The 23,418-nt window shown below is 64.3% G+C and carries 19 protein-coding genes; 10 read left to right on the plus strand and 9 right to left on the minus strand.

The features are described from left to right. Nucleotides 1-59: 59 nt before the first annotated feature. The 6 genes from ACVW17_RS27490 to ACVW17_RS27515 all read right to left on the minus strand — a co-directional run bounded on the left by ACVW17_RS27490 (nt 60) and on the right by ACVW17_RS27515 (nt 11,652). Entirely contained in the window at nt 60-1,673 is a 1,614-nt protein-coding gene (locus tag ACVW17_RS27490) for a DHA2 family efflux MFS transporter permease subunit (RefSeq protein ID WP_456798093.1), read from the minus strand. Continuing rightward, on the minus strand, nt 1,670-2,827 hold the full coding sequence (locus tag ACVW17_RS27495) for an HlyD family secretion protein (protein WP_456754772.1): 1,158 nt from the start codon (nt 2,825-2,827) through the stop codon (nt 1,670-1,672). Before ACVW17_RS27495 ends, ACVW17_RS27490 begins: the two co-directional genes overlap by 4 nt. A gap of 69 nt (nt 2,828-2,896) precedes the next feature. Then, nucleotides 2,897-4,390: a sensor histidine kinase gene (locus ACVW17_RS27500; RefSeq protein ID WP_456756541.1), complete on the minus strand. Its 1,494-nt coding sequence runs from the start codon at nt 4,388-4,390 to the stop codon at nt 2,897-2,899. A gap of 16 nt (nt 4,391-4,406) precedes the next feature. After that, nucleotides 4,407-10,697: a HAMP domain-containing protein gene (locus tag ACVW17_RS27505; RefSeq protein WP_456798094.1), complete on the minus strand. Its 6,291-nt coding sequence runs from the start codon at nt 10,695-10,697 to the stop codon at nt 4,407-4,409. Between the two features lie 289 nt (nt 10,698-10,986). Continuing rightward, on the minus strand, nt 10,987-11,205 hold the full coding sequence (locus ACVW17_RS27510; RefSeq protein ID WP_456754774.1) for a hypothetical protein: 219 nt from the start codon (nt 11,203-11,205) through the stop codon (nt 10,987-10,989). A 126-nt stretch (nt 11,206-11,331) separates the two neighbouring features. Beyond that, nucleotides 11,332-11,652 carry a hypothetical protein gene (locus ACVW17_RS27515; protein WP_456754775.1) on the minus strand — a complete coding sequence of 107 codons (321 nt, stop codon included), beginning with the start codon at nt 11,650-11,652 and terminating at the stop codon, nt 11,332-11,334. Nucleotides 11,653-11,713: 61 nt separating this feature from the next. On the opposite strand from ACVW17_RS27515, the gene ACVW17_RS27520 reads away from it, so the two are divergent. Beyond that, on the plus strand, nt 11,714-11,914 hold the full coding sequence (locus ACVW17_RS27520) for a DUF3072 domain-containing protein (RefSeq protein WP_456754776.1): 201 nt from the start codon (nt 11,714-11,716) through the stop codon (nt 11,912-11,914). An 81-nt stretch (nt 11,915-11,995) separates the two neighbouring features. Further along, nucleotides 11,996-12,250, plus strand: coding sequence for a hypothetical protein (locus tag ACVW17_RS27525; RefSeq protein WP_456798095.1), 255 nt, complete (start codon nt 11,996-11,998; stop codon nt 12,248-12,250). 162 nt (nt 12,251-12,412) lie between these two features. Here ACVW17_RS27525 and ACVW17_RS27530 read toward each other — a convergent pair whose 3' ends face one another. After that, nucleotides 12,413-12,670 (minus strand): hypothetical protein, encoded by a 258-nt coding sequence (locus tag ACVW17_RS27530; RefSeq protein ID WP_456754778.1) that lies wholly within the window; start codon nt 12,668-12,670, stop codon nt 12,413-12,415. Nucleotides 12,671-12,782: 112 nt separating this feature from the next. Here ACVW17_RS27530 and ACVW17_RS27535 point away from each other — a divergent pair, with 112 nt between their 5' ends. Beyond that, nucleotides 12,783-14,852 carry an ATP-dependent helicase gene (locus ACVW17_RS27535; RefSeq protein ID WP_456798096.1) on the plus strand — a complete coding sequence of 690 codons (2,070 nt, stop codon included), beginning with the start codon at nt 12,783-12,785 and terminating at the stop codon, nt 14,850-14,852. 147 nt (nt 14,853-14,999) lie between these two features. On the opposite strand, the gene ACVW17_RS27540 is transcribed toward ACVW17_RS27535, so the two are convergent. Beyond that, the gene (locus tag ACVW17_RS27540; protein WP_456754780.1) at nt 15,000-15,251 is read right to left on the minus strand and encodes a PilZ domain-containing protein; all 252 of its coding nucleotides are present in this window, start codon (nt 15,249-15,251) and stop codon (nt 15,000-15,002) included. A 266-nt stretch (nt 15,252-15,517) separates the two neighbouring features. Between ACVW17_RS27540 and ACVW17_RS27545 the strand changes: the two genes are divergently transcribed. The 3 genes from ACVW17_RS27545 to ACVW17_RS27555 are packed head-to-tail and all read left to right on the plus strand — an operon-like array spanning nt 15,518 to nt 18,549. Then, nucleotides 15,518-16,924, plus strand: coding sequence for an MFS transporter (locus ACVW17_RS27545; protein ID WP_456754781.1), 1,407 nt, complete (start codon nt 15,518-15,520; stop codon nt 16,922-16,924). An 11-nt stretch (nt 16,925-16,935) separates the two neighbouring features. Beyond that, on the plus strand, nt 16,936-18,123 hold the full coding sequence (locus ACVW17_RS27550) for an acyl-CoA dehydrogenase family protein (protein WP_456798097.1): 1,188 nt from the start codon (nt 16,936-16,938) through the stop codon (nt 18,121-18,123). 24 nt (nt 18,124-18,147) lie between these two features. Next, complete coding sequence (locus ACVW17_RS27555) at nt 18,148-18,549, plus strand: VOC family protein (protein WP_456798098.1); 402 nt, start codon at nt 18,148-18,150, stop codon at nt 18,547-18,549. 351 nt (nt 18,550-18,900) lie between these two features. On the opposite strand, the gene ACVW17_RS27560 is transcribed toward ACVW17_RS27555, so the two are convergent. Next, a complete protein-coding gene (locus ACVW17_RS27560) occupies nt 18,901-19,659 on the minus strand; it encodes a Spy/CpxP family protein refolding chaperone (RefSeq protein ID WP_456754784.1) in 759 nt (252 codons plus the stop codon). Nucleotides 19,660-19,678: 19 nt separating this feature from the next. Between ACVW17_RS27560 and ACVW17_RS27565 the strand changes: the two genes are divergently transcribed. The 4 genes from ACVW17_RS27565 (at nt 19,679) to ACVW17_RS27580 (ending at nt 23,418) form a co-directional block, all read left to right on the plus strand. Continuing rightward, on the plus strand, nt 19,679-19,924 hold the full coding sequence (locus ACVW17_RS27565; protein ID WP_456754785.1) for a hypothetical protein: 246 nt from the start codon (nt 19,679-19,681) through the stop codon (nt 19,922-19,924). Between the two features lie 188 nt (nt 19,925-20,112). Next, nucleotides 20,113-21,453 carry an ABC transporter substrate-binding protein gene (locus tag ACVW17_RS27570; protein WP_456754786.1) on the plus strand — a complete coding sequence of 447 codons (1,341 nt, stop codon included), beginning with the start codon at nt 20,113-20,115 and terminating at the stop codon, nt 21,451-21,453. 115 nt (nt 21,454-21,568) lie between these two features. Then, nucleotides 21,569-22,507 carry a carbohydrate ABC transporter permease gene (locus tag ACVW17_RS27575; RefSeq protein ID WP_456798099.1) on the plus strand — a complete coding sequence of 313 codons (939 nt, stop codon included), beginning with the start codon at nt 21,569-21,571 and terminating at the stop codon, nt 22,505-22,507. After that, nucleotides 22,507-23,418 carry a carbohydrate ABC transporter permease gene (locus ACVW17_RS27580; RefSeq protein ID WP_456754788.1) on the plus strand — a complete coding sequence of 304 codons (912 nt, stop codon included), beginning with the start codon at nt 22,507-22,509 and terminating at the stop codon, nt 23,416-23,418. Before ACVW17_RS27575 ends, ACVW17_RS27580 begins: the two co-directional genes overlap by 1 nt.

Here is a 23,418-nt window from a genome sequence, read left to right on the forward strand (position 1 = left end):
ACAGCCACGCAATTCATAGCGCGGTTCGGCTGCTAGCCGCATTCACAATGTCGTCTGCCCTAGTGTCCCTTTGGCGGTCCAGCCAGGTCGACCGGCTTGATGATCAAGGCAAGCGGGATCATCACGAGGCCGACGATCGAAAGCATCCAGAACACGTCGATGTAAGCAAGGAGATCGACCTGCTGCTGCAGGGTCTGGCCCACCCAGGCGATCGCCTGAGATGCGGCGTCCGACGCATTCGATCCCTGCGCCTGGAAGTAGCGCGTCATCGTGTCGATGGTTTGCTGATACCCAAGATCGGACGGCGCGGCATGCTCGATCAGCCGGCTCTGGTGAAATTGCTGGCGCTGCGCCAGCGCTGTTTGCGCCAGTGCGACGCCCATCGATCCACCGATATTGCGCGCGACGTTGATCAGCGCCGAGGCCTGGTTGGTCTTGTCCGCCGGCACGCCGTCATAAGACGCTGTCGTGACCGGCAGGAACAGGAACGGAAGCCCCGCGGAGAGGAAGATGCGCGCCAGCGCGGCATAGCCATAAGTGATGTCGCCGTTCAGCCCGGTCAGATGCCACATCGAGAACGCGACGATGCAACCGCCGAGCGCGATCAGATATTTCGGCTGAACACGGCTGACGAGATTGCCGACCACCGGCATCAGGATCAGGGTGACGATGCCGCCGGGTGACAGCGCGAGCCCGGCAAGAAACGCGGTATAGTTCAGCTCGGTCTGCAACAATTGCGGTATCAGCTGCGTCGACGAGATCAGGACGGCGCCGGTGCACAGCATCACCAGGAAGCACGATCCGAACTGGCGGCGTCCCAGCAGGCGGAGATCGACGATCGGATCCTTGCGCGTCAGCTCCCAGGGGATCAGCGCAATCAGGCAAACCGCCGACGCCAGTGCGAAGCCCGTGATCATGTCGGACCCGAACCAGTCCTTGCGTTGGCCTTCGTCCAACACGAATTCAAGCGAGCCGAGCCCGATCGCGACCAGCACGAAGCCGATATAGTCGACGCGCAGGCCGTTCTTGAGCAGTTCCTTGCGCTCCTCTTCGGCGCCGGACGGCTCCTTGACCAGGGTCCCAACCAGGAACAGTGAGATCAAGCCCATCGGCAGGTTGATCAGGAAGATCCAGTGCCAGGTGTAGGTGTCGGTGATCCAGCCGCCGAGCGTCGGCCCGATCACGGGAGCAACCACCACTGCCACGCCGTAGATCGCGAATGCCTGGCCCCGCTTGGCCGGCGGAAAGGAGTCGGCAAGGATCGCCTGCTCGCTGGTCGCCATCCCGCCGCCGCCGAGGCCCTGGATGATCCGAAACAGAACCAGCGCCTCCAGGCTCCAGGCCAATCCGCACAGCAGCGAGGCGAAGGCGAACGTGGCGACGCAGATCATGTAGAACCGCTTGCGGCCGATCACGGTCGACAGCCAGCCCGAGATCGACAGCACGATGGCATTGGCAACGAGATAGCTGGTGATGACATAGGTGCTCTCGTCGATGCCGACGGCCAATCCGCCCGCGATGTGGCGCAACGCAACGTTCGCGATCGTGGTGTCGAGCACCTCCATGAAGGTCGCGATCGAGACGACGAAGGCAATCAGATAGGGATTATGCCCGCCCGCAGCCGAACGCTCGGGCGACCAGGCCGCGCCGCCACCTGCCGCGACCTCGCTCATCGCACCCTGGTCCAGGGCACGACCGACATGCCCGGCCCGACCGGCACATCATCAGGCCAGTTGTCGACCACGATCTTCACGGGAACGCGCTGCACGACCTTGACGAAATTGCCGGTCGCGTTCTCCGCCGGCAACAGGCTGAACGCAGTGCCCGAGCCGGGTTGAACCGAAGCCACGTGGCCGGTGAGCTTGCGTCCCGGATAGGCGTCGATCCTGACTTCGACCGGCTGACCCGGACGCATGTCGGTCAGCTGCGTTTCCTTGTAGTTTGCGGTGATCCAGACTTCGTCAGGGACGAGCATCATGACGCTCTGTGCCGGCGCGACAAAGGTGCCGACCGCACCGCTCAGCTTGACGACGCGTCCGGACTGCGCCGCAGTGATGCGGGTGTATTGCAAATTCAGCTTGGCTTGATCGAGCTGCGTCTGCGCCTGCTCCAGCGATGCCTTGCTGCTCTTGAGCTGAGCGTCGAGCGTCTTGACGCCGAGCTCGGCCGCGGTCACCGCTGTCCTCGCGCGGCTCGCATTGGCCTGTTGAGCGTCGAGGTCGGAGCGTGTCTGCTGCTGGCGCTGCACCGTGCCGGCCCCCTTCTCGACGAGATCTTGCGCGCGGGCGGCCTCTTGCTCGGCAAATTTCAGTTGTGCTTCGGCCTGTTGCGCCTGCGCCCTGGCTTCCTTGATCTGCTCCTGCTGGCTGTCGATCTGAGCCTCGACGTTGGCGATATTGGCCTCGGCGACCGCAACCTGCGCCTCGGCCTGATCGACTGATATCTTGTAGTCACGCTCATCGATCCGCGCGAGGAGATCGCCGGCATTGACGTGCTGGTTGTCGGTGACGGGGACCTCGACGACGTAGCCGCCGACCTTTGCTGCAACGGCAAAACTGCGCGCAGCCACAAACGCGTCGTCGGTCGATTCATAATGCCGGACGTTGAGCCAGTAGATCACGCCACCAACGAGCGCGAGCAGCAGCAGACAGGCGCCGGCCGTGGCAAGCATCCAGTGCTCGCGGAGCCGGTCGCGCATCGACGGCTTGCGGTCGGTATCCGGCTGCGGGGGCGGCGCACGGTCTGGACGCGTTTTTTGCTCTGGAGCGTGGTTGGGCTGCCGCGGTTCCTCAACGGAGGGCCCGCGCTCTCGGGTTTGGGCATCCACGGCAGCACCTCAGGCTACGAACGGAGCGATCAGCACTCGTTAACCGCAGCGCCGGAGGCTTGGTTCCTGCTAAACGGCCCTGGAACTGACCATAGGCTCACGCGCAGCTGCTGATAGGTCGCGGTACGCCGTGGTCTCCGCAACAAGCGACTTGAGCGGAACCGTGAGCCGGCAGATCAGGCCCTCGGCGCGCCAATCGAAATCGGCCCTTCCACCGAGCTGGGTCTCGATACTGGCGATCACGCTTCGCGTGCCGAAACCCTTCTGCTTCGGCTTGGTCACCGGCGGCCCGCCGGATTCCACCCAGGCCAGGATCAGCGTGTCGTCCTGCACTTCCCAGGTGATCGCGAGCCGGCCCGGCAGCACCGACAGGCTGCCGTATTTGGCGGAGTTGGTGACGAGCTCATGCAGCGCCAGCGCCAACGTCTGCGCGGTCGCGGGCTGCAACTGCACCTCGGCGCCCTCGATCTGGATTTGCCCGGCCTCGGAATAAGGCGCGATCTCTTCGGTCACCAGCCGTCGGATCTCAGCCCCCTGCCAGCTCGACAACGACAGCACGGTGTGAACCCGCGCCAGCGCCGTGATGCGGCCCTCGACCGCCCGCACATAGGCGGTCACGTTCTGCGCGCGCGTCAACCGCACGATCGATTGCGCCAGCGCGAGCGCATTCTTGGCACGATGGTCGACCTCGCGGGTCAACAGGCTCTGCCGTTCCTCGGCCTTCTTGCGATCAGTGATGTCGACGGTCACGCCGCTCACCCGCACCACCCTGCCGTTCCGGTCGCTGGTCGCCGCCGCCGTGCCGACGCACCAGCGCACCTCGCCATCCGGCCGCATGACGCGGAATTCGGCTTCATAGGACGTCTGGCCGTTGCCGAACCCGGCCCAGGCCTGCTTCAGCTCTTCGACATCGTCGGGGTGGAACAGCCCCTGGATATTGTCCGATGTCAGCGCGAAGGTTTTGGGATCGACGCCGAAGATCTTGTATTGGCCCTCGTCCCACATCCAGTCGCCGTTGACCCAGTCCCAGTCCCATGAACCCATTTTGCCGGCGGCAATCGCCATGCTGCGGCGCGCCTCGCTTTCGACCAGCCGGGTGGTCGACTGCTCGAGCTCGGCGGTGCGCGCGCGCACGCGGTCCTCGAGCTCGGCGTTGAGGCGTTCGAGCTGCCGCGTCTTGCGGTAGAGCTCGGCGAACACCCGGATCTTGGCGCGCAAGACCTCGGGCACGACCGGCACCGGGACGTAATCGACCGCGCCCATTTCGTAGCCGCGCAGCCGGTCGATATCGCTGACCTGGATCGCCGAGATGAAGATCATCGCGGTCTTCTGGAACCGCGGATGCTCGCGGATCATCGCCGCGAGCTCGAAGCCGTCGAGCTCGGGCATGCAGACGTCGACCAGGATCACCGCGACTTCGTTCTTCAGCAGGAACTCCAGTGCCTCGCGGCCGGACGACGCCGCGACCAGCGTCTCGCCGAGGTCCTTCAGGATGACCTCATAGGCCAGCAGCTTGGCCGGCTGGTCATCGACCAGAAGGATGTTTACCTTTTCATGGTCCATCATGTTCGATCGCCGATCAGCGGTGCAGCCACATGCGGATCGCCAGCAGCAATTGCTCGGTGTTCACCGGTTTCGCCAGATAGTCGGACGCACCTGCCTCCAGGCATTTCTCGCGATCGCCTTTCATCGCCTTCGCGGTCAGCGCGATTATCGGCAGCCGCGCAAAGGCGGGATTTTGCCGGATCGCGCCGATGGTCTGGTAACCGTCCATCTGAGGCATCATGATGTCCATCAGCACGATCGCGATCTTCGGGTTGGACTCGACCAGCGAGATCGCCTCGTGACCTGTTGTCGCAGTCAACACCTTCATACCTCGCCGCTCCAGCACGCTCGACAGCGCGAAGATATTGCGGGCGTCGTCGTCGACCAGAAGCGCGGTCTTGCCAATCAGATCCTCATCGGAACTGTTGAGCTTCTCCAGCATCCTCTGTTTTTCGACGGGCAATTCCGTGATCACACGGTGCAGGAACAGTGACGTTTCGTCGAGCAGACGTTCGGGCGACTCCACACCTTTGACGACAATGCTGCGCGCCATCGTGTGCAGTTCCGCGTCCTCCTCTGCCGAGAGTTCCCGGCCCGTAAACACGACAACGGGAATATTGGACAGCGTCTCGTCCTTGCGGATCTGATCCAGCACTTCGAAGCCGCTCATGTCGGGCAGCCGCAGATCGAGCACGACGCAGTCGCAGGGATGTTCGCGCAAGGTCGAGAGCGCTCCTGCCCCGGTGTCGCTGGTCACGATCTCGATATCCTCGTGCCCGAGCAGTTCGGTGATGCTGAGCTGCTCGGCCGCATTGTCCTCCACGATCAGCAGGCGCTTGCGGCGCGGCCTGGCATATTCCTTGATCTGCGACAGCGCCGCGCTGACGCCTTCCGTCGTGGTCGGCTTGTTGACGAAGGAGAACGCGCCGCGCGCCAGTGCGTGCTGCCGATCCTCGTCGAGCGTGATGATCTGGACCGGAATGTGACGGGTCAGCGGATTGTGCTTCAGCTGGCTCAGCACGGTCCAGCCCAGCATGTCGGGCAGAAAGACGTCGAGCGAGACCGCGCTCGGCTGGAACTGCTTGGCGAGATCGAGCGCCTCGGCGCCTCGGCTTGCGACCAGCACCTTGAAGCCCTTGTCGCGCGCCAGATCGATCAGCACCCGCGCGTAATGCGGGTCGTCCTCGACGATCAAGAGGATGGTGTCGCCGGCCTCGAGATCGAGCCGGTCATCCGGAAGCTGCTCGATCACACGCTCCTGCGTACTCGCCGCCTGCAGCGACGGCGCCGACGTGTGCGGCATTTGTATCGGCTGAGCCTGCGGTCGCAGTGCGACCGAGGGTCCGGCATATTTCAGCGGTAGGTAGAGCGTGAAGCTCGAGCCCCTGCCCGGCGCGCTGCGCAGATGGATCTCGCCGCCGAGCAGGCCCGCCAGCTCGCGGCTGATGGCAAGGCCAAGACCGGTGCCGCCGTATTTGCGGCTGGTGCCGGCGTCGGCCTGCTGGAACGCCTCGAAGATCAGCTTCTGCTTGTCCTGCGGAATACCGATGCCTGTATCCGACACTTCGAACGCAACCACGGCAGGCGCGGTGTTGAGGATCGCGTGCTCCGCGCTCCAGCCGCCGATGGCCGCCGAGACGGTCAGGCTGACGCCGCCTTCCGCGGTGAACTTGAACGCGTTCGACAACAGGTTCTTCAACACCTGCTGCAGCCGCTTGGAGTCGGTGACCATGCTGCGCGCAAGGTTGGAGTCCACGTCGATGCTGAAGGACAGGTGGCGGTTCTCGGCCTCATGCCGGAACGGCCGCCCGACAGTCTCGAGCAGGCTCGAGGTCAAAATCTCCTCGGCATCGACCGTCACCGTGCCGGACTCGATCTTGGACAGATCGAGGATGTCGCTGATCAGGTTCAACAGGTCGGTGCCGGCGCCGTGAATGGTGCGGGCGAACTCGACCTGCTTGGCGGTCAAATTGCCGTCGGGGTTTTCCGTGAGCTGCTGGCCGAGGATCAGGATTGAGTTCAGCGGCGTCCGCAGCTCGTGCGACATGTTGGCCAGGAACTCCGACTTGTACTTCGAGGTCAGCGACAGCTCGGTCGCCTTCTCCTCCAGCGCGCGGCGGGCCTGTTCGATCTCCTGGTTCTTGCGCTCGACGTCGACGTTGCGTTCGGCGAGCTGCTGGGCCTTCTGCTCGAGCTGGTCGTTGGTCTGCTGCAATTCCTTCTGCTGGGTCTGCAGCTCGCCGGCGAGCTGTTGCGACTGTTTCAGCAGCGCCTCGGTCTGCATCGTCGCCTCGATGCTGTTGAGCACGATGCCGATGCTGTCGGTGAGCTGTTCGAGGAAGGTGATCTGCGAGGTCGTGAACGACGAGATCGAGGACAGCTCGATCACGGCCTTGACCTGGTTCTCGAACAGCACCGGGAACACGACGAGGTTCTTCGGCATGATCCGCATCAAGGCCGAATTGATCGGCACTGCGTCGCCCGGAATGTCGGAGACGAGGCGCTGGCGCTTGTCGAGCGCGCATTGACCGATCAACCCCTCGCCGAACTGGACGATCTGCGGATGCGGATTGCTGCTGTCGCTGGCATAGGCCGACAGCAGGCGCAGCTGCGCATTCTCGGGATTGTCGACCTGGTAGATCACGCCCATATGGGCGTTGATCAGCGGCGCCAGCTCGGTCAGCAACAGGCGGCCGACGGTCGCGAGGTCGCGCTGGCCCTGCAGCATGTTGGTGAAGCGCGCCAGATTGGTCTTCAGCCAGTCCTGTTCGGTGTTGCGCTCCGTCGTCAGACGGAGGTTGCCGATCATGGTGTTGATGTTGTCCTTGAGCTCGGCGACCTCGCCGCGCACGTCGACCTGGATCGAGCGCGTCAGGTCGCCCTTGGTCACGGCGGTGGCCACTTCCGCGATCGCACGCACCTGCGAGGTCAGGTTGGCCGCCAGCAAATTGACATTGCCGGTGAGATCCTTCCAGGTGCCGGCGGTGCCGGGCACGTTGGCCTGGCCGCCCAGCCGTCCCTCGACGCCGACCTCGCGCGCCACGCTGGTGACCTGTTCGGCGAAGGTCGCGAGCGTCTCGGTCATGTTGTTGATGGTGTCGGCGAGCGCGGCCACCTCGCCCTTCGACTTCACCGTCAGGTTCTGCTTCAGGTCGCCATTGGCGACCGCGGTCACCACCTTGACGATGCCGCGCACCTGCTCAGTCAGGTTCGCTGCCATGACGTTGACGGTGTCGGTGAGGTCCTTCCAGGTGCCGGCGACGCCGGGCACCTCGGCCTGGCCGCCGAGCTTGCCTTCGGTGCCGACCTCGCGCGCCACGCGCGTCACCTCGCCCGCGAAGGCGTTGAGCTGGTCGACCATCGTGTTGATGGTGTTCTTCAGCTCGAGGATTTCGCCCTTCACGTCGACCGTGATCTTGCGCGACAGGTCGCCGCGCGCGACAGCGGTCGTCACTTCCGCGATGTTGCGGACCTGGGTGGTCAGGTTCGCGGCCAACAGATTGACGTTGTCGGTCAGGTCCTTCCAGGTGCCGCCCACGCCGGGCACCACTGCCTGGCCGCCGAGCCGCCCTTCGGTGCCGACCTCGCGCGCCACGCGCGTCACTTCGGCGGCGAACGAGCGCAGCTGCTCGACCATCGTGTTCAGGGTGTCCTTGAGCAGCAGGATCTCGCCGCGCACGTCCACCGTGATCTTCTTCGACAGGTCGCCGCCGGCGATCGCGCTCGCCACCTCGGCGATGTTGCGGACCTGCGCGGTCAGGTTCGACGCCATGAAGTTGACGTTGTCGGTCAGATCCTTCCAGGTGCCGGCGACGCCGGGCACCTCGGCCTGGCCGCCGAGCTTGCCTTCGGTGCCGACTTCGCGCGCCACGCGCGTCACCTCGCCGGCAAAGGCGTTGAGCTGGTCGACCATCGTGTTGATGGTATTCTTCAGCTCGAGGATTTCGCCCTTCACGTCGACTGTGATCTTGCGCGACAGGTCGCCGCGCGCAACGGCGGTCGTCACCTCGGCGATGTTGCGGACTTGCGCGGTCAGGTTGCCGGCCATCGAGTTGACGTTGTCGGTCAGGTCCTTCCAGGTGCCGGCGACGCCGGGCACGTTGGCCTGGCCGCCGAGGCTGCCGTCGGTGCCGACCTCGCGCGCCACGCGCGTCACCTCGCCGGCGAAGCGGTTGAGCTGGTCGACCATCGTGTTCAGCGTTTGCTTCAGCTGGAGGATCTCGCCGCGAACGTCGACCGTGATCTTGCGCGACAGGTCGCCGCCGGCGATCGCGGTCGCGACCTCGGCAATGTTGCGGACCTGGGCCGTCAGGTTGCCGGCCATCGAGTTCACGCTGTCGGTCAGGTCCTTCCAGGTGCCGGCGACGCCGGGCACCTCGGCCTGACCGCCGAGCTTGCCGTCGGTGCCGACCTCGCGCGCCACACGCGTCACCTCGCCGGCGAAGGCGTTGAGCTGGTCCACCATCGTGTTGAGCGTTTCCTTCAGCTGAAGGATTTCGCCCGACACGTTCACCGTGATCTTCTTCGACAGGTCGCCCTTCGCCACCGCGGTCGCGACCTCGGCGATGTTGCGGACCTGCGCAGTCAGGTTCGAGGCCATCGAGTTGACACTGTCGGTGAGGTCCTTCCAGGTGCCGGCGACGCCGCGCACCTCGGCCTGGCCGCCGAGCTTGCCTTCGGTGCCGACCTCGCGCGCCACACGCGTCACCTCGCCGGCGAAGGCGTTGAGCTGATCCACCATCGTGTTGATGGTGTCCTTGAGTTCAAGGATCTCGCCGCGCACGTCGACCGTGATCTTCTTCGACAAGTCGCCATTGGCGACCGCGGTGGTGACGCCTGCGATATTGCGGACCTGCGCGGTCAGATTCGAGGCCATGAAGTTGACGTTGTCGGTCAGGTCCTTCCAGGTGCCGGCGACGCCGAGCACGTTGGCTTGACCACCGAGCTTGCCTTCGGTGCCGACCTCGCGCGCCACGCGCGTCACTTCCGAGGCGAATGCGTTGAGCTGGTCCACCATGGTGTTGAGCGTTTCCTTCAGCTGAAGGATCTCGCCCGAGACGTTCACCGTGATCTTCTTCGACAGATCGCCGCCGGCGATCGCGGTCGCGACGTCGGCGATGTTGCGGACCTGAGCGGTCAGGTTCGACGCCATGAAGTTGACGTTGTCGGTCAAGTCTTTCCAGGTGCCGGCGACGCCGGGCACCTGGGCCTGGCCGCCGAGCTTGCCTTCGGTGCCGACCTCGCGCGCCACGCGCGTCACTTCCGAGGCGAACGAGTTGAGCTGGTCGACCATCGTGTTGATGGTGTCCTTCAGCTCGAGGATTTCGCCTGACACGTCGACCGTGATCTTGCGCGACAGGTCGCCGCGGGCCACCGCGGTGGTCACGTTGGCGATGTTGCGGACCTGGGCGGTCAGATTGCCGCACATCGCGTTCACCGAGTCGGTGAGATCCTTCCAGGTGCCGGCGACGCCGGGCACGATGGCTTGGCCGCCGAGCTTGCCGTCGGTGCCGACCTCGCGCGCCACGCGCGTCACTTCCGAGGCGAACGAACGCAGCTGGTCGACCATCGTGTTGATGGCCTCTTTCAGCTGCAGGATCTCGCCGCGGACGTCGACTGTGATCTTCTTGGACAAGTCGCCGTTGGCGACTGCGATGGTGACCTCGGCGATGTTGCGGACCTGGCCGGTCAGGTTGTTGGCCATCGAGTTGACGCTCTCGGTCAGGTCCTTCCAGACGCCGGTCACTTCCGGCACCTGAGCCTGGCCGCCGAGCTTGCCCTCGGTGCCGACTTCGCGGGCGACGCGCGTCACCTCCGAGGTGAAGACCGAGAGCTGCTTGATCATCGTGTTGACGATGTTCGCCGACTGCAGGAATTCGCCGCGCAGCGGCCTGCCCTCGACGTCGAGCTGCACGGTTTGCAGCAGATCGCCCTGCGCCACCGCGGCGACCGCGCGGGTGACCTCGCGGGTCGGCCACAGCAGGTCGTCGATCAGCGTGTTGACCGAGCTCTCCATGTCGGCCCAGGCGCCGCTGGCGAGGCCGAAATTGACGCGCTGGCGGGTCTGTCCCTCGCGGCCGACGACCTGTCCGACGCGCGCCAATTGCTGCGCCATCCGCTCATTGGCAGCCGCGATTTCGTTGAAGGCATCCGCGATCTTGCCGTCGATCCCGAGATAGTCGCCGCGCATCCGGACCGAGAAGTCGCCGCCGCGCATCGCCTGCAGCGACTGCAGCAGATCGTGCGAGGAGTCGAGACTTCCGTTGGATGATTGGGCGCGACGGGTATCAGCACGGGGACGAGGCGGCGAACCGAGATCGGTCATGGAATTTCCCCTACGCGCTGGCCAAGAGTCCCAAGGATCCAAGGACTCGGAAGAGCCAGTGTGACCATAAGAATGACTGCCCTTGATTGATTCAAGCGGGAAAACGCCAGGACCGCAATTTGTGACACAAATCGAGTACCTTAATCGTGAATGGAACCAAAAGTTCCAATCCGCAATTGGAACTTTTGGCGCAGCGTGATCGTGCAACCGGAAAAGGACGACCGGGGTTGAAGCGCGCGCGTCGTGCGCCGACCGGCGTCGAAATTCCGGTCGTGGTGCAAAGCGACGGCTAGCGGTCTGCCGGCCAGCTTCGCCGCACCAATTGCACCCGCTCGATGCGGCTGCAGTGTTCGCAGCGGTATTGGAGAATATCCCTGCCGTCATTGCCCGGAGAGCTGCTCTCGAGCCGCATCGTCCTGACGCAGCTGATGCAGGAGATCAGCGTCAGCAGCGGGCTGCGATCGTCATTCATCGATGCCCGCGGTGGCGCGGTCGGATCGGCGATCATGGCGCTGGGCGATGCTATGGCGTTGGCTCTCACCACAGGAAAATGCAATCCCGCGCTCCGGGTTCCAGCCCGGAAACCTGTTCAGGCGCGAGACCGCGCCAAGCACCTGGCTGCACCTGGTCCGGATCAGGTTCGCGCGACGCTCTGGCCTGCCGCGGTCTTCCCCTTGCCGGGTTTGCTCCGGTCCGGCTTGACCGTCGCTGCCGGCCGATCCGCGTAGCTCCGGCTCAGCCGCTCCCTGACCGTCGGCAGTCGATCGCCGCCCCCGGCGGCCTTCCACCGACCAATGAGCTCAGCCACCTCGGCGCGCATCGCCATCAGCCGGTATGACGCTTCGCTGCAATCAAGGTCGCGATTGACCTGATCCCGGATCGACGCCTCGATCAGGGTCATCTCAGCCCGCAAAGTGCTGATCTTCCGGCGAATTTCATTGATTTTGTTATCCATGGCTTGTTAGAACAAAAATAGAACATAATGTCAAGTCACGATCCAGCAAGCGAGGTCAGCGATGAGCATAGCAGCAGTGAGATATGGCGGGGTCGCGGAGCGCCTTGGCGGACTGATGACCCGTGCCCAGGGGCTGCGGTTGAGGAGCCTCGCCGAAGAGGCCTATCAGCCCAACCAGTACGCGGGTGACCTGACGTCCGAGGAAGCCGAACGGCGCATCGACGCGTTGAAGGCCGAGATCGCGCTGGCGGATTCTTTCTGAGCCGCCCCACCTCCCGCAAGGCTTCGATATGGCGGCGCAGCCAGTTCTGCTATTGCTGCTTCGTCTTGGGGGGAGCGTCACGTGCTTGAGCTGGAGAAGCGGTCGCCGCTGGCGTTCCCGATCGTGCTGAAGGACGGCCGCACGCTCGCAACCGTCGGCGATGCGGCGGACTATCTATCTGCGCTGAGCCTCGATCAGCGGGAGCGCGGCTACTGGAAGGCCGCGATCATGATGTTCAACAACGCCATGCGCGAACCGAGCTATCTAAAGATCGCAACGATGAACATGCGCTCCGCCCTTGTGTATGACCGGCTCGTCGACGACGTTGGCCCCTGATTGTGGTGCGGCAGCTACAGCCGAATCGACAGCGGCTGCGTAAGGCCCTGTCCGTTATGGCCGCAAACAAGGTAACGGCGGTACACGCGACGGCAGGACGCGCAATTGCGCATCGGCCGCACTCTCGGGCCGCCTCGGAGGGCCAAGGCGGCCCATTTCTTTTCAGAGTAGCTTTGCGCGGACGAACAGCGTCCGCAGCGCGTTGGTGGCCTGCACCGTCAGCATTGCGTTCCCGGCCGCTCGCTCCAGCGCAGCCAACGCGTCGTCATGCAGCGAGCGGAACTCCATCCATTCGACGGCGCTGAGATTGCTGATGAAGCGGTAGGCCTGGCCGACGGTCGCAAGCGTCACCGTCTCGCCGTTGAGCCGCACCTTGAATGTCGCCTTCAGCGGCGTGTCGGATTTGGAAACGTCAGCCATGGCGCGGTTGTGCGCCGCACGGCGTTAATGTCAATCTAATTTCTCTGCTCCCGCGCCACTGCGCCGGCCCCACGGAATCGCAATGTCTGTTAGCGTTTCGTGGGGGTGATTCGTGCCTGATGTTGCCAACACAGCCTATCTCGATGCGCTCAATTCCGAGCAGCGCCGCGCCGTCGAGCACGGCGTCGGCAAGGATTGCATCGTGGGCACGCCGCTGCTGGTGATCGCGGGCGCCGGCTCCGGCAAGACCAATACGCTTGCCCATCGCGTCGCGCATCTGATCTTAGCCGGCGCCGATCCGCGCCGTATCCTGCTGATGACCTTTTCGCGGCGCGCCGCCGCCGAGATGGCCGGCCGCGTCGAGCGGATCGCGCGGCGCGTGCTCGGCGATCGCGCCTCGGTCATGACCGACGCATTGAATTGGGCCGGCACGTTCCACGGCATCGGCGCGCGGCTGTTGCGCGAGTTCGCCGAGCGTATCGCGCTCGACCCGGCCTTCACGATCCATGACCGCGAGGACTCTGCCGACCTGATCAACCTGGTCCGCCACGATCTCGGCTTCTCGCGCACCGAAAGCCGGTTCCCGACCAAGGGCACCTGCCTTGCGATCTATTCGCGCTGCGTCAATGCGGAGATGCCGATCGAGGCGGTGCTCGGACAGTTCTTCCCGTGGTGCTCCGGCTGGGCCGGCGAGTTGAAGCAATTGTTCGCGGCCTATGTCGAAGCCAAGCAACGGCAGAACGTGCTCGATTACGACGACCTGCTGCTCTACTGGGCGCAAATGATGACGGACACCGCGCTGGCCGAGGAGATCGGCGGCCGCTTCGATCATGTGATGGTCGACGAATATCAGGACACCAACCGCCTGCAATCCTCGATCCTGCTCGCGCTCAAGCCCGCGGGGCGCGGGCTCACCGTGGTCGGCGACGATGCGCAGTCGATCTATTCGTTCCGCGCCGCCACCGTGCGCAACATCCTCGACTTCCCAACTCAATTCAGCCCGGCCGCCGAGATCGTCACGCTCGACCGCAATTATCGCTCGACCCAGCCGATCCTCTCGGCCGCCAATGGCGTGATCTCGCTCGCCAAGGAGCGCTTCACCAAGAACCTGTGGACCGACCGGACCTCGACCCGCAAGCCGCTGCTGGTGACGATCCGCGACGAGGCCGATCAGGCGCGATACATCGTCGAGGAGGTGCTGGCCAACCGCGAGGAAGGCGCGCTGCTGAAGCACCAGGCGGTGCTGTTCCGCACCTCGTCGCACAGCGGACCGTTGGAGGTCGAGCTGACCCGCCGCAACATCCCGTTCGTGAAGTTCGGCGGCCTCAAATTCCTCGACGCTGCGCACGTCAAGGACATGCTGGCGCTATTGCGCTTCACCGCCAATCCGCGCGACCGGGTTGCCGGCTTTCGCATCCTGCATCTGTTGCCCGGGGTCGGGCCGGCCTCGGCGCAGCGAGTGCTCGACCACATGGCCGAAGCCGCCGATCCGATTGCAGCCCTCGTCGCGCTGCCCGCCCCGCCGCGCGCCGGCGCCGACTGGCGGCTGTTCATCGAGGCGATCGGGAACCTGCGCTACTCGGAATGGCCGGTCGACATCGAGCGAGCGCGGCTCTGGTACGAGCCGCATCTCGACCGCATCCATGAGGACAGCGAGGTGCGCCGCGCCGATCTCATTCAGCTCGAGCAGATCGCCGCCGGCTATCCGTCACGCGAGCGCTTCCTGACCGAGCTCACGCTCGATCCGCCCGACGCCACCAGCGACCAGGCCGGCGTGCCGCTGCTCGACGAGGACTACCTGATCCTGTCGACCATCCACTCCGCCAAGGGGCAGGAATGGAAGTCGGTCTATGTCCTCAACGTCGTCGACGGCTGCATGCCATCCGACCTCGGCGCCGGCACCTCGGCGGAGCTCGAGGAGGAGCGCCGCCTGCTCTATGTCGCGATGACCCGCGCCAAGGACGATCTGCACCTGATGGTGCCGCAGCGCTTCTTCGTCCATGGCCAGGCCGCCAAGGGCGATCGCCACATGTACGCCTCGCGCACCCGCTTCATCCCGGAACGGCTGCTGCCGATGTTCGAGCGGACCAGTTGGCCGCGCGCCGCGCCTGCACAAGCCTCGACCGCGAACCGAACGCCACCGATCGACATCGGCGCCCGGATGCGCGGCATGTGGCGCTGACGCCCGCCAGAGCTTTTATTTCAGGGCGACGCGGAACGAAGTTGCCGACTTCGCGTTGAGGCGGCGTTCGTAATCGGCAAACGACCATCCCAGACGGCTTCGGCGCGGTGTTCCGCGGGGGAGCCGTCTTTTTTGCGCCGCGCAGTGCTAACCTGCCTTCACGAAACTCAGTCCAATCCGCGTCTTCTTGCTCCAGATCACCTGGCACTCGTAGACGACGGAGGCATCGCCGGCCATCACCAGGCGGAATCTGTGCGGGACGAAGGCCGGGTTCTCGACTTCGATCGCCGCCCCGTCCGGGGATACGTTGACGATCGTGCAGTGCATGACCGAACCGCCCGACGAGACATAGCCGGGTTCATTGACCTCGGTTCGCGGATGCCTGCGCTTTTCGTCCACCCGGCCTGCCCCCACGCTCTGTTCGCGCAAAGGTGGGCGATCGGCATTACCGGAGTCAACGGCTGGCGCGGCTGACGTCGGGCTTTCGCACCATGATTTGTGCGCAGCAGTAAGCCGAATTGCTTATCGTGTCCGTGCAGATGAGCTCCGCGTCGGCGCGGGCTTGCCGTTCGCGGCGGCGCGAGGATAGCCTCATCCGATGGGCGATGCGCTGGCGCGACGCACGCTCCGAACAATAATGAACAGGCGCCATGGGGAGACGCGCCATGTTCGAGATTCTCGATCGCCGGACGACTCTGACCGGCAACCAGATCAAGATCCTTGCGGCCGCCATCATCGGCGATGCGCTGGAATTCTTCGACTATTTCCTGATCGGCTTCGTGCTCGCCTTCCTGATCGGGCCCTGGAAACTCACCTTCGGCCAGTCGGCGACCGTGCTGATGAGTTCGGGCATCGGCGCTATCATCGGCGCCTATCTCTGGGGTTGGCTCGCCGACCGGGTCGGGCGCCGCATCGTCTTCATCGGCACGGTGCTCAACTTCTCGATCGCGACCGGCCTGCTCTATTTCACCCCCGACAATGGCTGGGTTTATCTGGCGATCCTGCGCTTCTTCGTCGGCACCGGCGTCGGCGGCCTGTATTGCGTCGACCTGCCGCTGGTGCAGGAGTTCATGCCCTCGCACAAGCGTGGCTGGGTCGGCGGGCTCGTCACCTGCGTGATCCCGCTCGGCGTCGGCCTCGGCGCGGTGCTGGGTGCGATCATGGGCACCGATCAATGGCGGCTGCTGTTTGCGATCGGCGTGCTGCCGGCGGTTCTGGTGCTGCTGGTCCGGCTCTGGGTTCCGGAATCGCCGCGCTGGCTGTGCCGGCAAGGACGCTATGACGAAGCCCGCAAGTCGCTCGCCTGGGCGCTCCAACTCCAGCCCTCCGAACTGCCCTTGCCGAGCGCGGCCGACGCCGGCCCGATCGTTAAGACCAGCTGGTTCGACCTGTTCAAATATCCGCGCAGCCTGATCGTCTCCTGGCTCGGCAATGCCGGCGCGCAGACCGGCGTCTACGGCATCACACTGTGGGCGCCCTCGCTGTTCGTCCTGCTGCTGAAGGTGACGCCACAGGAGGCCGCCAAGATGATGATCCTGCTCAGCGTCACCGGCTTCCTCGGCCGCATCTCGTTCTCCTATTTCTCGGAACTGCTGGGACGGCGCGTCGCCGGCGGCCTGCTCGGCTTCGGCGCCGGTGCGCTCACGATCATCGCGGGCTATCACTACGACGCGACGCTGTTCGGCATGTCGGCGTTCTGGCTGCTGCTGGGTGCCGCCTTCTTCTTCGCCGACGGCGGCTTTGCGATCGTCGGTCCCTATGCGGCGGAGGTCTGGCCGTCGCATCTGCGCACCACCGGCATGGGCTCGGCCTATGGCTTCGGCGGCATCGGCAAGATCATCGGGCCGGTCGGGCTTGCCCTGATCGTTGGCTCGAACAATTACCTCAAGCCGGACGTGCCGTTGACCCAGATCCCGACTGCCTTCGTCTATCTCGGCTGCTGGTTCCTGATGGCGGGCGCCGTCTATCTGTTCTTCGGGCTTGAGACCCGGGGCAAGTCGATCGAGCAGATCGACAAGGAGCTCAATGCGACGGCCGACGTCGCGGCCTCCGCCACCATCCGGCGCGCCTGAGGGAGGCGGACATGAGCGTGACTTCAGCCGATCTTGCGGGCGATCGCGACGTGATCGCCCGCGCCGAGGCGATCAGGGACGCGGTTGCAGCGGCGTCCAACGAGATCGAAACGGCGCGCCGCCTGCCGCCCGACCTGCTCGACCGGCTGCATGAGGCGCGGCTGTTCCGGTTGCTGTTGCCGCGTTCGACCGACGGGATCGAGACCGATCCCGTCACCTTCTTCCATGTCATCGAAGCCATCGCCAAGGCCGACGCTTCGACGGCGTGGTGCCTGAGCCAGGCCGGCGGCTGTGCGATGTCGGCGGCCTATCTCGATCTGCCGGTCGCGCAGGAGGTGTTTGCCGACCCGCGCGCCGTGCTGGCCTGGGGTCCCGGCCCGAAGGTCAAGGCGATCGAGTGCGAGGGCGGCTATCGCGTCACCGGGGTCTGGTCGTTCGCCTCCGGCGGGCGGCACGCCACCTGGCTCGGCGCCCACTGCCCGATCTATGCCGCGGACGGTTCGCCGCGCCGCGACGCCAATGGCGAGCAAATCGAGCGCACCATGCTGGTGCGGACCGAAGACGTCGCTTGGACCGACATCTGGAACACGGTCGGGCTGCGCGGCACCGCCAGCGACCAGTTCGCGCTGGATGATTTCTTCGTCCGCGCGGATCATTCGATCACCCGCGAGTTCGACCGCGAGTGCCGCGAGAACGGTCCGCTGTACCGGATGAGCAACCACACCTGCTATCAGATCGGCTTTGCCGGGGTCGCCTGTGGCATTGCCCGCAGCGCGCTCGACAATTTCCTCGACGTCGCCCGCAACAAGGTGCCGCGCGGCATGACGAAGACGCTGCGCGACAATGCCGTGGTGCAGTCGGGCCTTGCCCAGTCCGAGGTCAATCTTCGCGCCGCCCGCGCCTTCCTGCTGCAGTCGATGGCCGACATCTGGCAGGATCTGGTCGCCGGCCACAGCATCACGGTTGCGCAGCGCATGACGATCCGGATGGCCGCGACGCACGCCATCCACAAGGCCAAGGAAGCCGTCGACTTCGCCTACAACACCGCCGGCGCCACCGCGATCTTCGACGGCCATCCTTTGGAGCGCCGCTTCCGCGACATCCACACCGTGACCCAGCAATTGCAGGGCCGCTTCAGCCATTTCGAGACCGTCGGCGCCTGGATGCTCGGCGTCGATGCCGACCTCAGCTTTGTCTAATCTCAATTCTCAAGGAGACGAACCATGCCACTGGGCGGACTACAGCATTTCACCATCGAACCGCAGGATCTGGAGAAGACCAAGACGTTCTATTGCGAGGTGCTCGGGCTCGAGAACGGCGATCGCCCGCCGCTCGATTTCCCCGGCTACTGGCTCTATTCCGGCGGCCAGGCCACGGTCCATTTGATGGGCACCCGCAAGCCGCGCGACGGCATCGTAGTGCGCGGCACCGAGAAGAAATATGAGGACACCGGTCGCCTCGACCACATCGCCTTTGCCGCCACCGACGTCGACGGCGTGCGCAAGCGCCTCCAGGCGAACAACGTCAGCTTCCGCGAGCAGATCGTGCCGCGTACCGGCGACACCCAGATCTTCCTCTACGATCCCGACGGCGTCGGCGTTGAGCTGAACTTTCCCAAGAGCTGAACCGGCTTACGCTGAACTGATCTGCTCAACAATTGGTCGGCGTATCTGCCGGCCAGTTTTCATGTCGCGCAATCGGTTCCCGACAAGGCCCCGACTCGGCCATCACTCGGGCGTGATCCGGTCCGTTTTTCTTCAATATTGAATGACGAATTAACCGGGCCGCGCCGCTGCGGCAGAATAGCCGGGTGCTGCGCCTTTAACCTACCCCAGGGCATGGTGGCCCGGCTATTCGTCCCCACATCGCCGGCGACAGCTCCGTGAAGCTCTTCGAGCGAAGTGGATATCCATTCGCGTAACGAGAACGCTTCGGAACAGGAGTCCGGAGCCGTCATTCGGATTCCATGGACGGCTCTAGTCGAGCCCGCGTTCGTGGCTGAGGCGGACCATTTCGTTGATGAAGATTTGTTTCTGCTTGTCGTCGAGGCTCGCATAGAGCGGCTCGGCGGCGTCGGCAACGTTACGCTGATCGCCCGCGCGGTCATTGAGGAACTGGGCCTCGTTGCGCATCTGCTCGATGATGTCATCGGGTGGATCGCGTTGAGCCCGCGCGATGCGCAGGTTGAGCCGGTCGGCGCCGTTATGGCCGAGATAGTGCATCGCACTGTTGAAGCCGGCCCAGTTCTTTTCCTGCTCCGGCGTGAGATTGAGTTCCTTCTTGATCCGCTCGATGTTGGCGTCGCTGTTGGCGACGATCTGTTCGGCCGTGAGTTGCGGCGCGCCCGCCTGGGTCAGCATCGTCGGCGGCTGCTTGGCACCCTTGTCCTTGGTCGCGGCCTTGGCCGATTTGCCGGCCTTGGCGCCCTGCTTGTCGCCTGACGCCGGCGCCTGCGCGTTCTTGCCGTTGCCGGCACTGGGATTGGCGTTGTTGGCGTTGTTGCCGGTGAACACCCCGGTCACGCCGGTGACCACGCCGACCACGCCCCCGATCGCGCCGCCCAGGACGCCACCGACCGGTCCGGCGGCCTTGTTGCCCTCGCGCGCGCCTTTCTCGACGCCCTGCACGATCTGCGCATCGACCATGTGAGGCACTGCAAGCAGCGTGACGGTGGCGGCCCCAACCGCGGCGCACAACCTCCATTGTGCTCGCAGCTTCGCTACCGGGATGAGCATGATCGGATCTCCGTGATCGATGGTGGATTGCACCTTTGATGCGGGGGTCGGTTCGACGAATCCGGACTTTATCGTTTCCAGCTTCAGCGAGTCTATCGGTCACGGCGGGCATCAACATGACGGGAACACGGTTGATCCGGCCCAGCCGGAAACCTGCGGCTCAACCGCGCACCGTCTCGCGCGTCTCTGCGTCGCGCATCGCGTGCATCGCAACATGATTACACGAAGCGCTGAAATCCACCTGCAATTGCGACGCCGCCGCTGACCCTGCCTGCAATTTGACCACAACGTTAGTACTACGCGGGACCGGCATCTCGTTTCTCGACAGCCGCAAGCAATTCTGTTCTGATCAGTGTGAACGAAATCCCGCGACGTCGCGCCAACGCGACGCACAAAAACAACGACGGGATTCGAAAAAGTCTTTTGTCCGTCGGCGACCAGGGAGGGAATGCCATGTCACGGAAGAAGCTTTCGCGCCGAGAATTCGTTGCAGCGACAGCGCTGTCATCGGCGGCGCTCGTTACAGCCCCTTACGTGCGCGGCGCCTACGCAGCCGGAAAGCTCTCGATCGGTTTCTGGGATCACTGGGTGCCCGGCGCGAACGGCGAGTCGACCGCTCTGGTCAAGGAATGGGCTGAGAAGGAGAAGGTCGAGGTCCAGATCGATTACATCACCAGCGTCGGCAACAAGAACCTCGTCACCATTGCCGCCGAAGCGCAGGCGAAAACCGGTCATGACATCTTCGCCATGCCCACGTGGTGGGTGCACTCCAACGCCGAGCAACTCGAGCCGGTCAACGACGTCATGGAGCCGCTGATCAAGCAGAATGGCGAGGTCAACGGCACCGTCAAATATCTCGGCCAGCTCGACGGCAAATGGCTCGGTGTCCCCACCTGCCTCGGCAGCCAGATCAAGGGCCCCTGCTCGCGCATCGACCTGATGAAGAAATATGCCGGCATCGACGTGCAGGAAATGTATCCGGCAGGCAGCCCGCCGAAGGCGGACAACTGGACCCTCGATACCTTCCTCAAGGCGGCCGAAGCCTGCCACAAGGCCGGCTTCCCGTTCGGGATCGGGCTTGGCGAAACCAGCGACAATGTCGACACCGCCGGCGCGATCTTCCAGTCGTTCGGCGCCGAACTGGTCGACGCCAAGGGCAACCTGACCGTGAAAACCGACGCGGTGCGCCAGGCGCTCGACTACTACAAGAAGCTGATCGCCTTCCTGCCGCCCGACGTCTCGGCATGGGACGATGCCTCCAATAACAAATGGCTGGTGGCCGGCAAGGGCGCGATGATCATGAATCCGCCAAGCGCATGGGCGGTGGCCAAGCGCGACGCACCGCAGATCGCCGAGCAATGCTGGACCCACGGCTTCCCGGCCGGTCCCAAGGGCCGCTTCGCGCCGTTCCTGCCCTACTTCCTGTCCCTCTGGAATTTCTCCAAGAACAAGGAAACGGCCAAGAGTCTGCTGACCCATTTGTCGCAGCCGGCTTCGATCGAGCGGCTGGTCAACGCCAGCGGCGGCTACGATCTTCCGGCCTTTGCCAACCTGACCACGTTGAAGATCTGGCAGGAGCAGGCCCCGCCGAAGGGCACGCTGTACCACTATCCCAACCCGTACAACCATCAGACCCTGTCGATCGCCGCGTCGCCGGCGCCGCCGAAGGTTGCCCAGCAGATTTACTTCCAGGCCACCCTGACCAAGATGTGCCTGCGATACTACCAGGGTGAAAGCATGGAAAAGACCCTCGCCTGGGCCGAGGGCGAGTGTGAAGGCTTTATGCGAAGCTGACGACAAGCGAGCCCCGCACGGCCGGCCGATCGTGCCGGCCGCGCGAGCTCTCGCCGCTACATCCCAGCCGCCGAGCCGGCGAGTCTGCAACCAACCCGCGCGAGGGACCTGCGTTATGGTTGATGTCGCATTCCACCCCAACCGCGCGGCCGCAGCCCAGTCGGGTCGGCGCCGCGTCGGCTTGCGCAACGCGCTGCGGCGCAAGTCGATGGCCGCGTTCCTGATGACGTTGCCGCTGATCGTCCTGATCGCTGTTCTGGTGCTCTACCCTGCCTTCTATTCGCTGCACCTCGCGACGCTGAACAAGGCGATGACCAAGTTCGTCGGCTTCGGCAATTTCGAGTTCCTGTTCAAGCGCGACACCTTCTGGCTGGTGGTCAAGCAATCCTGCATTTTCGCGATCTCGGCGGTGATCTTCAAAGCCCTGATCGGTTTCATCGTCGCGCATTTCGTGCACAACGTGCCCGCCAACAAGCAGCGCAAATGGCGCGGCATGCTGCTGGTGCCGTGGGTGATCCCGCCGGCCATGAGCACGCTGGCCTGGCTCTGGCTGTTCGATCCGTCCTACAGCGCCTTCAACTACACGCTGTCGTTCTTCGGCATCGGGCCGATCCCGTGGACCGGAGATGCGATGTGGGCGCGCTTCTCGGTGATCCTGGTCAACGTCTGGTACGGCGCGCCGTTCTTCATGATCATGTATCTGGCGGCGCTGAAATCGGTACCCGACCAGCTCTATGAAGCAGCCGCGATCGACGGCGCCAATTGGTGGCAGCGGATCTGGTACGTGACGCTGCCGATGATGCGCAACATCATCGCGATCACCACTCTGTTCTCGCTGATCGTGACCTTCGCGAATTTCGACATTGTCCGCATCCTGACCGCGGGCGGCCCGCTCGATCACACCCATATCTTCGCGACCTGGGCGTTCCGCGTCGGCATCGAGGGCAGCGACATTCCGCTCGGCGCCAGCGTCTCGCTGTTCATGGTGCCGATCCTCGCGGTTGCAGCGATCTTCATCCTGCGCGACATCTCCAAACGCGGGAACGAAGCCTGATGAGCACGATGACGATCGACAAGTCCGGCCCGACCCGCAAGGTCAAGTATGGCAGCATGAGCCGCGACCGGACCTGGGCGCTGCGCTGGTCGTATTTCTTCCTGACCCTGTTTGCGATCTTCTCGCTGACGCCCCCGTTCTACATGCTGATCACCTCGCTCAAGGGCAGCGCCGAGATTTCGGCGGCGACCAACCCGTGGTGGGTGCACCAGCCCACGCTGGAGAATTACGTCGAGCTCCTGACCTCGAACCAGTTCCTGCGCTTCTTCTGGAATTCGGCCTGGGTCTCGATCATCGTGGTCACCATCACGATGCTGATCAGCGTGCCGGCCGCCTTTGCGCTGTCGCGGATGAAGTTCTGGGGCTCGGCGACGCTCGCGACCGGGGTGTTCCTCACCTACCTGATCCCGGACAGCCTGCTGTTCATTCCGCTGTTCAAGATGTTCGCGGTGTTCGGCGACTGGACCGGCATCCAGCTGGTCAATCGCTGGTATGTGCTGCTGTTCATCTATCCGACGCTGACGGTGCCGTTCTGCACCTGGATCATGATCGGCTATTTCGCCTCGATCCCGAAGGAGCTCGACGAGGCCGCGATCATCGACGGGGCAAGCTGGTTCCAGACGCTGACGCGGATCTTCATCCCGGTCGCGCTGCCTGGCCTGATCGCGGCGACGATCTTCGCCTTCACCGTGTCCTGGGCCCAGTTTCTCTATCCCTTGGTGTTCACCACCTCGACCGACCAGCTGGTGCTGCCGGTCGGCATCATCACCACGCTGATCAAGGGTGACGTCTTCAACTGGGGGCAGATCATGACCGGTGCCCTGCTCGGCGCCGCGCCGCCGCTGATCATCTACGCCTTCCTGATGGACTACTACATTGCCGGCCTGACCGCCGGTGCGACAAAGGGTTGA

It is taken from the genome of Bradyrhizobium sp. USDA 4473 (assembly GCF_054063335.1).

Coding starts and splice junctions, on each gene's coding strand:
- ACVW17_RS27490 (WP_456798093.1), bottom strand. CDS start 1,673: ATGAGCGAGGTCGCGGCAGGTGGCGGCGCGGCCTGGTCGCCCGAGCGT.
- ACVW17_RS27500 (WP_456756541.1), bottom strand. CDS start 4,390: ATGGACCATGAAAAGGTAAACATCCTTCTGGTCGATGACCAGCCGGCC.
- ACVW17_RS27505 (WP_456798094.1), bottom strand. CDS start 10,697: ATGACCGATCTCGGTTCGCCGCCTCGTCCCCGTGCTGATACCCGTCGC.
- ACVW17_RS27510 (WP_456754774.1), bottom strand. CDS start 11,205: ATGATCGCCGATCCGACCGCGCCACCGCGGGCATCGATGAATGACGAT.
- ACVW17_RS27515 (WP_456754775.1), bottom strand. CDS start 11,652: ATGGATAACAAAATCAATGAAATTCGCCGGAAGATCAGCACTTTGCGG.
- ACVW17_RS27520 (WP_456754776.1), top strand. CDS start 11,714: ATGAGCATAGCAGCAGTGAGATATGGCGGGGTCGCGGAGCGCCTTGGC.
- ACVW17_RS27530 (WP_456754778.1), bottom strand. CDS start 12,670: ATGGCTGACGTTTCCAAATCCGACACGCCGCTGAAGGCGACATTCAAG.
- ACVW17_RS27545 (WP_456754781.1), top strand. CDS start 15,518: ATGTTCGAGATTCTCGATCGCCGGACGACTCTGACCGGCAACCAGATC.
- ACVW17_RS27550 (WP_456798097.1), top strand. CDS start 16,936: ATGAGCGTGACTTCAGCCGATCTTGCGGGCGATCGCGACGTGATCGCC.
- ACVW17_RS27555 (WP_456798098.1), top strand. CDS start 18,148: ATGCCACTGGGCGGACTACAGCATTTCACCATCGAACCGCAGGATCTG.
- ACVW17_RS27560 (WP_456754784.1), bottom strand. CDS start 19,659: ATGCTCATCCCGGTAGCGAAGCTGCGAGCACAATGGAGGTTGTGCGCC.
- ACVW17_RS27565 (WP_456754785.1), top strand. CDS start 19,679: ATGGTGGATTGCACCTTTGATGCGGGGGTCGGTTCGACGAATCCGGAC.
- ACVW17_RS27570 (WP_456754786.1), top strand. CDS start 20,113: ATGTCACGGAAGAAGCTTTCGCGCCGAGAATTCGTTGCAGCGACAGCG.
- ACVW17_RS27575 (WP_456798099.1), top strand. CDS start 21,569: ATGGTTGATGTCGCATTCCACCCCAACCGCGCGGCCGCAGCCCAGTCG.
- ACVW17_RS27580 (WP_456754788.1), top strand. CDS start 22,507: ATGAGCACGATGACGATCGACAAGTCCGGCCCGACCCGCAAGGTCAAG.